The organism is Pseudomonas sp. KBS0707, from assembly GCF_005937945.2.
Classification (GTDB): Bacteria; Pseudomonadota; Gammaproteobacteria; order Pseudomonadales; family Pseudomonadaceae; genus Aquipseudomonas; species Aquipseudomonas amygdali.
In genome coordinates this window covers 1,236,221-1,250,052 of the sequence record NZ_CP041754.1, presented here as the reverse complement: position 1 = coordinate 1,250,052, position 13,832 = coordinate 1,236,221, and the positions used below count along the sequence as shown (strand labels likewise).

Here is a 13,832-nt window from a genome sequence, read left to right as displayed (position 1 = left end):
TCCTAACGCTTGTGGCCTGTGTCCAGCTTACGTTCCAAATGCATGGAATAGCGGGACATACCGAAACAGAAGATCCAGAACACCAGGGCCGCGAAGACATAGCCTTCAGTGGCCATACCCAGCCATGCCGGGTCGGCGGTGGCTTGCTTGACGCTGTTGAGCAGGTCGAACAGGCCGATAATGATCACCAGACTGGTGTCTTTGAACAAGGCAATGAAGGTGTTGACGATGCCGGGAATGACCATCTTCAACGCCTGCGGCAAAATCACCAGACCCATGCTGCGCCAGTAACCCAGGCCCATGGCCGAGGCGGCTTCATACTGGCCCTTGGGGATGGCCTGCATGCCGCCGCGTACCACTTCGGCGATGTACGCCGACTGGAACAGAATCACGCCGATCAACGCCCGCAGCAGTTTGTCGAAATTCATCCCTTCGGGCATGAACAGCGGCAGCATCACCGACGACATGAACAGCACGGTGATCAGCGGCACGCCGCGCCAGAACTCGATAAACGTTACGCACACCACACGCACAGCCGGCATGTTGGAGCGACGGCCGAGCGCCAGCAAAATACCCAGCGGCAAGGCACCGACGATACCCACGGTGGCAATCACCAGGGTCAGCATCAGGCCGCCCCACTGGCTGGTCGGTACGTTGGTCAGACCAAAAGCACCGCCGTGCAGCAGGTAGAAGGCAACAATCGGGTAAATCACCAGAAAGGCAATACCGTAGACAGCCTTGCGCTGAAACTTCGAGATGAACAGCGGCGCAGCACCGACAATCGCCAGGATGGCGGTCAGGTCGACCCGCCAGCGCAGCTCATTGGGAAAGTAGCCGTACATGAACTGACCGAAGCGCTGCTCGATGAACACCCAGCAGGCGCCCGCCTTGGTGCAGTCTGCCTTGGTCGTGCCGACCCAGTTGGCGTCCAGCAGGGCCCAACTGATGATAGGCGGCACGACCAGATAGATCAGATACAGGGAGAACAGGGTCAGCAGGGTGTTGATCCAGCTGGAGAACAGGTTCTGCCGCATCCACGCCATCGGGCCGAACACTTTGCCCGGTGGTGGCATATCAGGTTTGAAAGTATGAGTTGTCATGCGCTTTTCCTCACCGCTCGATCAGCGCAATGCGCTTGTTGTACCAGTTCATCAGCAGAGAAATGCTGATACTGATCGCCAGGTACACACTCATGGTGATGGCAATGACTTCAATAGCCTGCCCTGTCTGGTTGAGCACCGTACCGGCGAACAGGGAAACCATTTCCGGATAACCGATGGCTGCTGCCAGCGACGAGTTCTTCGCCAGGTTCAGGAACTGACTGGTCAACGGCGGAATGATCACTCGCAGCGCCTGCGGAATGATGACCTTGCGCAGCGTTGGCCCGGGGCGCAGCCCCAGCGAGCGGGCAGCTTCGGTCTGACCGTGACTGACCGACTTGATGCCGGAACGCACGATTTCAGCGATGAACGCCGCCGTGTAGATGGTCAGTGCCAGGGTCAGGGAGATCAGTTCCGGGATCAGCACCCAGCCACCGGTGAAGTTGAAGCCCTTCAGTTGCGGCAGTTCCCAATGCACCGGGCTGCCGAAGACCAGCATGCTCAGGCCCGGGATCACCAGCAACAACGCCAGACCGACCCAGAACTTGTGAAACGGCTGGCCAGTGGCTTCGAAGCGCTTGTTGGCCCAGCGCACCATCATCACGATCGCTATAACGGCAACCACGATGCTGATCAGAAACGCCCATGCACCTTCGGCTGGCAACGCTCTGGGCATATTGAGCCCGCGGCTGCTGACGAAGAACATGTCCAGATAACCATGCGCCTGACGCGGACCAGGCAGCGTGAGGAATACGGCGGTGTACCAGAAGAGGATCTGCAGCAGTGGCGGAATGTTGCGGAAGACTTCGACATAAACGGTTGCCAGCTTGCTGATCATCCAGTTCGGAGACAGGCGAGCGACACCAATGACAAAGCCCAGCAAGGTCGCCAGGACAATACCGATAACCGACACCAGCAAGGTATTCAGCAGGCCGATGACGAATACGCGGGCATAACTGTCCGCTTCGCTGTAGTCGATCAGGTGTTGAGCAATACCGAAACCGGCACTGTTTTCAAGAAAGCCGAAACCCGAGGTAATACCACGGTGTTGCAGGTTGGTCTGGGTATTGTCGAAGATGAACCAGCCCAACGCGATCACCGCTACGACAGTGATGATCTGAAATAACCACGCGCGCACTTTCGGATCGCTCAGAGAGAGCTTTTGCTTGGGTGCGACGATTTGCTTTTCCATGAAATGCCCCAGGAAAAATCCAACAGAACAACGCCCGACAGGCTGGGAAGCCTGCCGGGCGCCGAGTCAATCAACGAATAGGTGGAGCGTACTGAATGCCACCGGCATTCCACAGAGCGTTCTGGCCGCGCTTGATTTTCAGCGGGGTGCCGTCGCCCAGGTTGCGTTCAAAAACTTCACCGTAGTTACCGACCTGCTTGACGATCTGCACGACCCAGTCTTTCGGCAGCTTGAGGTCCTTGCCGTAAGTACCGTCGGCACCCAGCATACGGGCTACGTCAGGGTTCTTGGTCGACTTGGCTTCAGCTTCAACGTTCTTGGAAGTGATTTTGGCTTCCTCGGCGTTGAGCATGGCGAACAGGGTCCAGCGAACGATCGAGAACCAGTCTTCGTCGCCTTTACGCACGACAGGACCCAGCGGCTCCTTGGAGATCACTTCAGGCAGAACGATGTAATCGTCCGGCTTGGCCAGCTTGCTGCGCTGTGCGTAGAGTTGCGACTGGTCGGAAGTCAGTACGTCGCAACGACCGCCTTCCAGCGACTTGGCGCTTTCGTCGGAGGTGTCGAAGGTGATCGGGGTGTATTTCAGGCCGTTCGAACGGAAGTAGTCGGAGACGTTCAGCTCGGTAGTGGTACCGGCCTGGATGCAGATGGTTGCACCGTCCAGTTCCTTGGCGCTTTTGACGCCCAGTTTGTTGTTTACCAGGAAGCCGATACCGTCGTAGTAAGTCACGCCGGTGAACACCAGGCCCATGCCCGCATCACGGGAGCTGGTCCAGGTGGTGTTACGCGAAAGGATGTCGATCTCGCCGGATTGCAGTGCAGTGAAACGCTCCTTGGCGTTCAACTGGCTGAACTTGACCTTGGTGGCGTCGCCGAATACTGCGGCGGCTACTGCGCGGCAGACATCAGCGTCAATACCGGTGATCTTGCCGGTGGAGTCCGGAACGGAGAACCCTGGCAGGCCATCGCTGACGCCGCACTGAACAAAACCTTTCTTCTGAATAGCGTCAAGGGTGGCACCGGCGTTGGCAACCCCGGTTACACCAAATGCGGCCAGGGCGGTGACGACAGCCAGGGTGGATTTCAACATCTTCATTCAAAAACCTCCAGTTTGCTCTTTGTTGTGTAGGTATCTCAGTCGCGTCGCACCTTTGTGAGGCGCTAATGACCCGTGCTGGCTTATTTTTGGGTCATGCAACGCTGGGCCTGAATCACGAATCGTCTGCAGGATCATCCCGTCATTCGTCTTCATCATTCAGAATCGGCCCCGTGGACTGAAACCCCATGATTTTCCTGGACCGGAGCGGTACAGGTTGAATCGTGCCGCGAATCCTGACGCATGGACTCCCGAGCTGCTTTTCGATCGCTATAAGTAATAGCCTTATAGTGTTACCGAACGATGTGAGCGCCTCGACTCCAGTCCTGCTGTAGCAAAGCCCGTACCAGCATGCTGGCTATGTCGAATTAGCGACAGGTCAAGACAAAAACTTGTAACCTTACGACATCTTCTTTCATTTTTAATCTAACCGCGCACCCTATTAATGCGCTCTAAATGAGCCATCGCACACAAATGGAGCAGACATGAGCGAACCTTTGATCATCCAACCTTCAGGCACCGCGGATGCCTGCGTTATCTGGCTGCACGGGTTGGGCGCCGACCGCTATGATTTTCTTCCGGTCGCCGAGATGCTGCAGGAGTCGCTGACGACTACACGTTTCGTCCTGCCTCAGGCACCGACACGCGCCGTAACGGTCAACGGCGGCTATGAAATGCCAAGCTGGTACGACATCAAGGCCATGAGTTCCGAGGCCCGCGCCATTGATCACGATCAGATGGAAGCCTCGACACAAAAGGTGCTGGACCTTATCGAGCAACAACGCGACAGCGGCATCGACCCGTCACGGATATTTCTGGCAGGCTTTTCCCAAGGCGGCGCGGTGGTGTTACACGCGGGCTATAGACGCTGGCAGGGTCCGCTGGGTGGCGTCCTCGCGCTGTCCACTTATGCCCCGACATTCAGCAATGAGATGACGCTGTCTGCCAGCCAACAGCGCATCCCTGCCTACTGCCTGCATGGCCAGCACGACGAAGTGGTGCACAACCCCATGGGCCGGACGGTGTACGAGCACCTCAAGGCTCAGGGTGTAACCGCTCAATGGCAAGAGTACCCAATGGGGCACCAAGTGTTACCGCAGGAAATCCATGACATCGGCGTCTGGCTGGCTGACAAGCTGCGCTAAAGCGCCCTGGGCCCGCCTGCAACTGACCGCTTTTGTAGCTCGCCACGGATGGCACTACGCCGAGCACGGTTCTTGCTTTACACTGCTCGGCGTACATTCCTTAACCAATTGATGAGATGACCGTGCTCAAAGCACTTAAAAAGATGTTCGGTAAAAGTGAGGCTGAGCAGCGTGCGCCTGGTCCGACAGCCTTTATTCCCGCCTCCCCCGCTGCCGCAGGCGACATACCGGATCATGCCCAGACTCAGCTTTCGGACACCGTCAACGAGCCCTCCAAAGCCAGAGCACCGCACACCGACAAGCCAAGGGCCGAGCGCCCGCGTCGTGAGCGCGTGGTAAAACCGCCTGCGCCAGCATGGAAAATCGAAGATTTCGTCGTCGAACCACAGGAAGGCAAGACCCGCTTCCACGATTTCAACATTGCGCCTGAACTGATGCACGCGATTCAGGACCTTGGTTTCCCGTACTGCACACCGATTCAGGCGGGCGTACTGGGCTTCACGCTCAAAGGCAAGGACGCGATCGGTCGCGCCCAGACCGGTACCGGCAAGACCGCTGCGTTCCTGATCTCGATCATCGAGCAACTGACCCAGACGCCACCGCCAGCCGAACGTTACATGGGTGAGCCCCGAGCGCTGATCATTGCGCCCACTCGCGAACTGGTGGTGCAGATCGCCAAGGACGCTGCCGACCTGACCAAATACACCAACCTGAACGTCATGACGTTCGTCGGTGGCATGGATTTCGACAAGCAGCTCAAACAACTTGAAGCACGGCACTGCGATATTCTGGTGGCCACGCCTGGCCGCCTGCTGGACTTCAACCAGCGCGGCGAAGTGCATCTGGACATGGTCGAAGTGATGGTCCTGGACGAAGCCGACCGCATGCTCGACATGGGTTTCATCCCGCAGGTGCGTCAGATCATTCGCCAAACCCCGCACAAGGGTGAACGCCAGACCCTGCTGTTCTCCGCGACCTTCACCGAAGACGTGATGAACCTCGCCAAACAATGGACGACAGACCCTTCCATCGTCGAAATCGAATCGTTGAACGTCGCCAGTGACAACGTCGAGCAGCATATCTATGCCGTTGCCGGTGCCGACAAGTACAAGCTGCTCTATAACCTGGTCACCGACAACGGCTGGGGACGAGTGATGGTCTTTGCCAACCGCAAGGACGAGGTGCGACGCATCGAAGAGCGCTTGGTACGCGATGGCGTCAATGCCGCGCAACTGTCGGGCGATGTGCCGCAGCACAAGCGCATCAAGACCCTTGAAGGCTTCCGCGAAGGCAAGATCCGCGTTCTGGTCGCCACCGATGTGGCCGGTCGCGGTATCCACATTGACGGCATCAGCCACGTGATCAACTTCACCCTGCCAGAGGTACCGGACGACTACGTGCACCGCATCGGGCGTACCGGTCGCGCAGGTGCCGATGGCGTCTCCATCAGCTTCGCTGGCGAAGACGACTCCTACCAGTTGCCCGCCATCGAAGAGAAGCTGGGTCGCAAGATCAGTTGTGAAACACCACCGACCCACCTGCTCAGGGCAGTGGTGCGGCAAACGACCTGACACGTGCGAACAACAAAAAAGCGCAGCCTTTACGGGGCTGCGCTTTTTTTGTGCCTTCCGGAAATCAGCAGCGTGAGGGTCAGTCAGTACCGTACTTCGGCGAACGTGGACCATAAAGCAGACCCGCCGGCCGACCAGCAGTGAGCAGTCGGTTGCTGGCTATCCCGGCGATGGGATGACCGGCATCGGTCGAACTGTTGATGATCTGCTTGACCGCCGCTGTAATCAGCATACCCACCAGACCGCCACCGCTGTTGTTGCCGCCCTCTTCACTGGACGCCGACGCAGTACCCGTCCACAGCGCAGTACCGGTGCGCAGATCAACCAGCTTTGCCGTGACCGTCACAACGGTCTGGCTACTGATGACCACGTAACTGGTGCCGTATTGCTTGACCGTGATGTACATCGCGGCGTCGGCTCCGAAGATCTCACGCAGCTTGGCAGGCGATGTTGCCTGAATATCGTTGGCATTGGTCAGGCCGTTATTGCGAAACGTCTCGTCAACCAGCGCCACAGGCAACACGTAGTAGCCCGACTCGGCCAGCGGGTAGGTCACCTGCGAGAAGGTGCTGTACGTCGCCTTGACGTCAGGCGATTCGTTGACCGGCGGCAGTACCAGAATCGAACGCGGTTTGCTTTCCTTGAAGGCCGAGTAGTCCACCGTTGGCGGGGTAACGCAACCCGACAGCAGGGCAACGGCAAACAGGCTTACAGCAACTTTCAGATAAGCGAGGTTCATTTGACGACTCCTGCGTGGGCGTTCTTGAGCAGGAAGTCCATATAAGTGGCCGACTCGGGAAACAGTGCCTTTTCCGTGCGCAACTCCTGAACCATCTGGTCATCCTTGCCAATACTGCCGTATAGCATGCCCAACTGAGCATGGTAGCCCGGTGGCGGCGTTGCGTTGGTAGAGCGGATTTTCTGCAGGTCTTCTTCGAGCTTGGCGACCTGGGCTTCCTTGGACTCGCCTTTGAAATACTCGTACACCTCAGGCTGGTAACTGCCCCACTGGTACAAGGTTTTCGGCTGTTGGACACAGCCCGTCAGGCACGCGCCGGCGACTAAAAGCATTGCGACACCGCGCAACGAAACATTAAAACGATTCATGAACACAACAAATTCCCTTTTGAAATATCAGTTGGCAGTCGGTTTCCAGGCACCGCTATCGAGCGCACGCACCATGTTGTTGACGGCTTCGCGCATGGCCAGGTCGAGAACCTTGCCGTTGAGTGTCGAGTCATAACTGGCGGTGCCGCCAAAGCCGACGACTTCACGGTTGGAAAGCTCGAACTCGCCTGCGCCCTGAGTCGAGTACACCACTTCCGAAGTGCTGATATTGACGATGTTCAACGCGACTTTCGCGTAGGCAATCTGGGATTTGCCGCGGCCCAGCAGGCCGAACAGTTGCTGATCGCCGACTTCCTTGCGACCGAACTCGGTCACGTCGCCGGTCACCACGTAGTCAGCCCCCCTCAGACGCTGGGCGGTAGATTTAATAGCGGCTTCCTGCTTGATCTCCTCCATGTTGTCGCGATCCAGCACATTGAACCGGTTGGTTTGCTGCATGTGGGTGATCAGGATGGTCTTGGCTTGACCACCAAGACGATCGACGCCATCGGAAAAGATCCCGCGCATATAGCTGGAGCGGTTATCGAACTTGCCGACCGCAACCGGATAGCGCACACCGGCATAGGCAACTCCAGCACTTTCAACCTTTGTCACAGGCAGCGCCCGCGAGCTTTCCGTTGCACAACCAGCAACCAGCACTAAAGCCGCTGTCGTCATCCCTGAAACCAAAACCTGCTGAAGTTTCTTCACATTCTGCTCCGAGCGTTTACGAAAAACTGCCCGCAACGTGGCTCGCAAAACGCGATCACGTTCGGACAGTTATTGAATAGGATTGGGCAAAGCCAACAGGCCGCCTTTTCGCGGCCGCGCATGATAGCCCGAAGCCATCTTTCTGTACCGAGAAAGATGCAAATAGACGATATAAAAAGCGGAAGGTCAGACTTTCAGGGAAAAAGATGGGCGCAACGACCAACGACTACCAGCGCCGGGCTGCTGCCTGATCGCTATCGCGGCCTTCAACCCACTGCGGTCCCTCGGAAGTCTTTTCCTTCTTCCAGAACGGCGCGCGGGTCTTGAGGTAGTCCATGACGAAATCGCAGGCTTCGAACGCTGCCTGCCGGTGAGCGCTGGCAACGCCCACGAATACTATCGGCTCGCCGGGCTCCAGCGCTCCCACCCGATGCAGCACATCAACGCGCAGCAACGGCCAGCGCTTTTCGGCCTCGGTAACGATTTTTGCCAGTGCCTTTTCGGTCATGCCCGGATAATGCTCCAGAAACATGCCTGACACCTCGCGACCCTCGTTGAAGTCCCGCACATAGCCGACAAAACTGACCACCGCGCCGATGCCGAGGTTGGCCGCATGCAACGCGTTGACTTCATTGCCGGGGTCAAGCGCCGCAGCCTGAACACGAATGGTCATGTTCAGCCTCCGGTCACGGGCGGAAAGAACGCGACTTCATCGCCATCAGACAGCGGCTCGGTCGGCTTGCACAGTTCCTGGTTGCGGGCACACATCAGGTTCTGCTCGGCAAGGACCTGCCAGGCCTCGCCACGCTGCAACAGCGTTTGGCGCAGTGCGTCCAGCGTGTCGAACGTGCCTTCGACAGACTCGCTGTCCAGGCCAAGGACTTCACGGTAACGGGCAAAATACTGAACCTGTACCTTCATGACGAGACCTGTGCCTGATCGGCAATGAAGTGACCGCTCTTGCCGCCGAGCTTTTCCAGCAGCCGAACCGACTCGATGACCATGCCGCGATCGACCGCCTTGCACATATCGTAAATTGTCAGCGCCGCAATGCTGGCAGCGGTCAGGGCTTCCATTTCCACACCGGTCTGCCCGGCCAGCTTGCAGCTCGCGGTAATACGCACCGCATCATCGCCGTCAGCGGCGAGGTGAACCTTGATGCTGGTGAGCATCAATGGATGGCAGAGCGGGATCAGATCACTGGTTTTCTTTGCCGCCTGAATGCCGGCAATGCGTGCGACAGCAAATACATCCCCTTTGGGATGACCGCCGCTGACAATCATTTGCAGCGTGGTGGGCAGCATACGCACCACTGCTTCGGCCACCGCCTCACGGGACGTCACGGCTTTATCCGTAACATCGACCATATTGGCGCGCCCTTGGGAATCGAGATGAGTGAGCACAACATTACTCCTTGGCAGAAGCAAGAAGTGTGGCAGCTGCAAGCTACAAGCTACAAGCTGAAAGTGCCCGGCGTTATACACAGGTTCTAAAGCGTACGAAAATCCTTGCTTCTGCCCGAAGGGCGTAGTAGGAGCGAACTTGTTCGCGAAGAGGGCTGTACATGCACAAATGATTTATCGCCCACAATACAGCTTTCGCGAACGAGTTCGCTCCTACGCCTTTCGGCCAGAAGCGAACTTGTGTGTGACGATAAGCTTGGCGCATGGGCGCGATAATCAAAAGCTGCAAGTGAGGGCTCTCGTACACCGAAGTCCCCCACTTGAAGCTAATAGCTTGAAGCTTACAGCTGCTTTTCAGCTAAAGATGACTCTCCGCGTATTCGGCCAGTATCGAGCGTGGCACGCCTTGCAGGGTGATGTGCACGCCGTTAGGGAAGTCCTTGAAGCGCTCCGTCAGGTAGGTCAGCCCGGAACTGGTGGCTGACAGGTAAGGGGTGTCGATCTGCGCCAGGTTGCCCAGGCAGACCACTTTGGAACCGGCGCCGGCACGGGTGATGATGGTTTTCATCTGGTGCGGGGTCAGGTTCTGGCATTCATCGATCAGAATCAGGCTTTGCTGGAAGCTGCGACCTCGAATGTAGTTGAGGGATTTGAACTGCAACGGCACCTTGCTGAGGATGTAGTCGACACTGCCATGAGTGTTTTCATCATCCATGTGCAGGGCTTCAAGGTTGTCGGTGATCGCGCCAAGCCAAGGCTCCATCTTTTCCGCCTCGGTGCCGGGCAGGAAGCCAATCTCCTGATCCAGGCCCTGAACGCTACGGGTAGCGATGATGCGCCGATAACGCTTGGTGACCATGGTCTGCTCGATGGCAGCCGCCAACGCCAGAATGGTTTTACCCGAACCAGCGGCACCTGACAGGTTGACCAGGTGAATATCCGGGTCGAGCAGTGCGAACAACGCCAGCCCCTGATAGATATCACGCGGTTTCAGGCCCCAGGCCTCCTGATGCAGCAGTGGCTCCTGATGCATATCCAGAATCAGCAGTTCGTCGTTCTTGACGCCCTTGATCCAGCCTACGAAGCCCTGTTCATCGACAATAAACTCGTTGATATGAACCGCAGGCAGCATTTCATTGAGCTGCACGCGGTGCCAGGTACGGCCACGCTCCTGACGGGTGTCGACCTTGTTGACACGGTCCCAGAACGAACCGGTCATATCGTGGTAGCCACGCGACAACAGCGAAACGTCATCGACCAGCTGGTCGGTGCTGTAATCTTCGGCCGCAATGCCGCAGGCGCGCGCCTTGAGGCGCATGTTAATGTCTTTGGTCACCAGCACAACGCTCAAGTCCTTGTTGCGCGCATGCAGGTCGATCAATTGGTTGATGATGATGTTGTCGTTGAGGTGCTCGGGCAGCAGGCTGTTGGGTTCCTCGCGCTTGCTCATCAAAATCGACAGAAAACCTTTGAAAACACCGGTCCCGCGGTCAATCGGCACGCCCTTTTCAACTTCTTCAGGGTTAGCCTCGCCGAGGGTCTTGTCGATCAGGCGGATGGCCTGGCGGCACTCGGCAGCAACCGAATGTTTACCGGCCTTGAGTTTGTCCAGTTCCTCCAGAACCGTCATGGGGATGGCGACGTGGTGTTCTTCGAAATTCAGCAGTGCGTTTGGATCATGTATCAATACGTTGGTATCGAGCACGTAAAGGATTGGCTGGTTAGTGGAAGGGGTGCGTCCGTGGTCATCCATACTCGCTCACCTTTTTAGAAGCCGGGCGACGCAGAACCACGACAGTACTGCGCCACGAAAAGGCCGCCGGATTCTTCCCTTCAGGCAGGGGAGAAATGTCGCTCAAGGTGGGTCTTGGAAGACGCCACCTGTGTTGCAGGTTTCGGCGGTCTGTATTCGTAATACAGCAAAAGGGATGACAGAAAAAAGCTCTTTGACAGTTTTTTGAAGTTTATTTCACAGCCTGACGAATAGAGCTTGGCGGACGTACACAGCACGTTTAAAGTCGGAAGTCCGCCCACGCCGAATCTGCCTTCATTCCCCCTCGGGCGCAGCCTTTTCACTGCTCTGCGGTCCTTGTTCTACGGGGCTTTCAGAGATATTCCGGCAATCGTCCCAGATCAACTCGCTTTGCGCGGTATTGGCCAGCAGCAATGGCAGTGCAGACTGCGCCTTGTTGGCCACGTCGTGGAAGACCACCGTGCCCTTGCGCCAGAGCAGCATGAGGGTTAGTACGCGGTCGCCAACCTGCTCTGCCGAAAGCCGCCCGGTATTGTCCTCGGCATCGATGTTCCACAATGACACGCGTAAATGCTCGGCGCGGAAAAAGTCGCCGCTGTCGGCCCGCCGATGGCCGTAAGGCGGGCGAAACAGAGGCACGAAATTATCCGGCAGCACACGCTGAACCAGTGCCGCACTGCGTTGCACTGAATCCTGCCAGTCCAGCCACTGGCTATGCGAACGATACTCCCACCCTTGAATGCCCACGCACTGCTGGCGATACAGCGCCTGCAAGCTTGTGGTCGATGTGCTGTCGAGGCGTTCCTGAAGACTTTTGCCCAGCACAAAGAAGGTGGCGGTCATCTTCTGCTGACGCATGAAGTCGGCCAACCAGTCGGTTCCGCCATCGACCGGACTCGGGCCGCTTTCGAAATTGAGCATGAAGGTGCGGTCCGGCATCTCGTCGCCACTCATCTCATCAGAGTTGTAGCGCTCGATCTCGCTGCTGGTCTGCGGGAACAAGGCAGCCATGAATAGCAGCTCGTTCAAATAACGCTGATGGAACACAGCGCCGGGTCTGGCCCAGTTGGCGTAGAACGAATCGTTCGACACCTGAAATTCTTCAGCGCGCTGACGCAGCTGGTCCATATCCTCGACCAGCACGCAAAAGTTGGCATCCTGCTCGCAGCTCTTTTGAGCATTCTGATAGTTTTCCAGCAAGCGCAGCCACAGACGATGGCGGACCACGTTCAACGAAGGCACGTTGACGAAGCGCAGGCCGAGGCGCTGCTTGAGCCCTTCCTCGTCCAGCTTCTCGCTGAGGTACAGTTCGTGGGCAAAGGCAAGGATTTCCGCGCGCGACGCGACGTCGAACAACCCCGGCGTTTCAAGGCGCTCAGGCCACACACTGCGGTCTATGGTGGCAGTGACCGGCACTGCCGCCTGCGCCTGGAGCCAGAACAGACCTGCACACACTGCTAAAACAATACGCAAATCCGATGCCCTCTCGATCAACCATTAACATCATGACCAGCGCGCCACTATAGCTGATATGAGCCTGGCTTCTTATGTCGGAGCGCATACAAAGCCGCATGGCATGTTGACGTGGCACACACGGCCTGACTCTATCGCCACCATAGCTGGAGTCGTGGGCCATCAGCCCATAGAATCCCCGGACGATCAAAGGAGACGACTTCATGCTGATGGTGATTTCCCCGGCAAAAACCCTCGATTTCGAGACCCCGCCCACTACCGGACGCTTCACTCAGCCGCAGTATCTGGATCACTCTCAGGAGTTGATCACCCAACTGCGTGAACTGACGCCAGCGCAGATCAGCGAACTGATGCACCTGTCCGACAAGCTTGCCGGGCTGAACGCGGCACGCTTCGGCAGCTGGAACCCGGCCTTCACGCTCGACAATGCCAAGCAGGCGCTGCTGGCCTTCAAGGGCGATGTGTATACCGGCCTACAGGCCGAAACACTAAGCGACGCGCAGCTCGACTATGCACAGGATCACCTGCGCATGCTGTCCGGACTTTATGGGCTGCTGCGCCCGCTGGACCTGATGCAGCCCTATCGCCTGGAAATGGGTACGCGACTGGCAAACGCTCGCGGCAAGGATCTCTACGCGTTCTGGGGCACGCAGATCAGCGAATGGTTGAATGAAGCGCTGGCAGCCCAGGGCGACGACCTGCTGCTCAATCTTGCGTCTACCGAGTACTTTTCTGCGGTCAAACGTTCAGCGCTCAAAGCCCGGATCATTGACACCGAGTTCAAGGACTTCAAGAACGGTCAGTACAAGATCATCAGCTTCTATGCCAAGAAAGCGCGCGGCATGATGAGCCGTTTCGTCATTGAGGAACGTATCAACAGCCCCGAAGCGTTACAGGCGTTCGATGTTAAGGGCTATCGTTATAACCGTGAGCAGTCGACGCCCGACAAGTTGGTGTTTTTGCGCAACGTCGTAGAAGACTAGACACTGTAACCGTCGTGTAACGCATCGCTGTTACACGACCTGTCCTACGATCCAACAGCAAATGCCAACATCGTGACGCCAGATAAACGTCAACTTTTCGACGACGCAATCTCGCCTGATTTTTTCATTAAAAAAAATCCACTTTTTTACGTAGTGGCTTTTTGGCTTTTTGCAGTAGTAGCACTTTCATATCCACCCCGCTGAAGTCCCCGCGCAATAAGGCTTTTAAGAAAAACGCCATCACCGCGATACTGCCCCTGTCACAAACTGGCTACAGCAAAATCCGCAAATCAGG

General features: G+C 57.1%; 14 protein-coding genes. 3 read left to right on the top strand and 11 right to left on the bottom strand.

The window, feature by feature from the left end; all coding sequences use genetic code 11:
* Positions 1-2: 2 nt before the first annotated feature.
* The 3 genes from FFH21_RS05865 to FFH21_RS05855 form a co-directional block, all read right to left on the bottom strand.
* The gene (locus FFH21_RS05865; RefSeq protein WP_011167911.1) at positions 3-1,100 is read right to left on the bottom strand and encodes an amino acid ABC transporter permease; all 1,098 of its coding nucleotides are present in this window, start codon (positions 1,098-1,100) and stop codon (positions 3-5) included.
* A gap of 10 nt (positions 1,101-1,110) precedes the next feature.
* Positions 1,111-2,292 carry an amino acid ABC transporter permease gene (locus FFH21_RS05860; protein ID WP_002552269.1) on the bottom strand — a complete coding sequence of 394 codons (1,182 nt, stop codon included), beginning with the start codon at positions 2,290-2,292 and terminating at the stop codon, positions 1,111-1,113.
* Between the two features lie 70 nt (positions 2,293-2,362).
* The gene (locus tag FFH21_RS05855) at positions 2,363-3,391 is read right to left on the bottom strand and encodes an amino acid ABC transporter substrate-binding protein (protein ID WP_011167910.1); all 1,029 of its coding nucleotides are present in this window, start codon (positions 3,389-3,391) and stop codon (positions 2,363-2,365) included.
* Between the two features lie 485 nt (positions 3,392-3,876).
* Between FFH21_RS05855 and FFH21_RS05850 the strand changes: the two genes are divergently transcribed.
* Positions 3,877-4,536: an alpha/beta hydrolase gene (locus FFH21_RS05850; RefSeq protein WP_011167909.1), complete on the top strand. Its 660-nt coding sequence runs from the start codon at positions 3,877-3,879 to the stop codon at positions 4,534-4,536.
* A gap of 116 nt (positions 4,537-4,652) precedes the next feature.
* Complete coding sequence (gene rhlB / locus FFH21_RS05845; RefSeq protein WP_050772254.1) at positions 4,653-6,107, top strand: ATP-dependent RNA helicase RhlB; 1,455 nt, start codon at positions 4,653-4,655, stop codon at positions 6,105-6,107.
* A 79-nt stretch (positions 6,108-6,186) separates the two neighbouring features.
* On the opposite strand, the gene FFH21_RS05840 is transcribed toward rhlB, so the two are convergent.
* From FFH21_RS05840 to FFH21_RS05805, 8 genes are all read right to left on the bottom strand, one after another.
* Positions 6,187-6,846, bottom strand: a complete 660-nt coding sequence (locus FFH21_RS05840; RefSeq protein WP_011167907.1) for a DUF799 domain-containing protein — start codon at positions 6,844-6,846, stop codon at positions 6,187-6,189.
* Positions 6,843-7,214, bottom strand: coding sequence for a DUF4810 domain-containing protein (locus FFH21_RS05835; protein WP_004658309.1), 372 nt, complete (start codon positions 7,212-7,214; stop codon positions 6,843-6,845). Before FFH21_RS05835 ends, FFH21_RS05840 begins: the two co-directional genes overlap by 4 nt.
* Positions 7,215-7,241: 27 nt before the next feature.
* Positions 7,242-7,892, bottom strand: a complete 651-nt coding sequence (locus FFH21_RS05830; protein ID WP_162885678.1) for a CsgG/HfaB family protein — start codon at positions 7,890-7,892, stop codon at positions 7,242-7,244.
* Between the two features lie 259 nt (positions 7,893-8,151).
* Complete coding sequence (moaE, locus tag FFH21_RS05825) at positions 8,152-8,598, bottom strand: molybdopterin synthase catalytic subunit MoaE (protein ID WP_011167905.1); 447 nt, start codon at positions 8,596-8,598, stop codon at positions 8,152-8,154.
* 2 nt (positions 8,599-8,600) lie between these two features.
* Positions 8,601-8,846 (bottom strand): molybdopterin converting factor subunit 1, encoded by a 246-nt coding sequence (gene moaD, locus FFH21_RS05820; protein WP_004658311.1) that lies wholly within the window; start codon positions 8,844-8,846, stop codon positions 8,601-8,603.
* Positions 8,843-9,328: a cyclic pyranopterin monophosphate synthase MoaC gene (moaC, locus tag FFH21_RS05815; RefSeq protein ID WP_004658312.1), complete on the bottom strand. Its 486-nt coding sequence runs from the start codon at positions 9,326-9,328 to the stop codon at positions 8,843-8,845. The genes moaD and moaC overlap by 4 nt, the downstream gene beginning before the upstream one ends.
* Positions 9,329-9,686: 358 nt before the next feature.
* Positions 9,687-11,081 carry a PhoH family protein gene (locus tag FFH21_RS05810; RefSeq protein ID WP_002552259.1) on the bottom strand — a complete coding sequence of 465 codons (1,395 nt, stop codon included), beginning with the start codon at positions 11,079-11,081 and terminating at the stop codon, positions 9,687-9,689.
* A gap of 294 nt (positions 11,082-11,375) precedes the next feature.
* Positions 11,376-12,554: a polysaccharide deacetylase family protein gene (locus tag FFH21_RS05805; RefSeq protein ID WP_004658313.1), complete on the bottom strand. Its 1,179-nt coding sequence runs from the start codon at positions 12,552-12,554 to the stop codon at positions 11,376-11,378.
* 203 nt (positions 12,555-12,757) lie between these two features.
* Here FFH21_RS05805 and yaaA point away from each other — a divergent pair, with 203 nt between their 5' ends.
* Entirely contained in the window at positions 12,758-13,537 is a 780-nt protein-coding gene (yaaA, locus tag FFH21_RS05800) for a peroxide stress protein YaaA (RefSeq protein WP_004658314.1), read from the top strand.
* Positions 13,538-13,832: the final 295 nt, after the last annotated feature.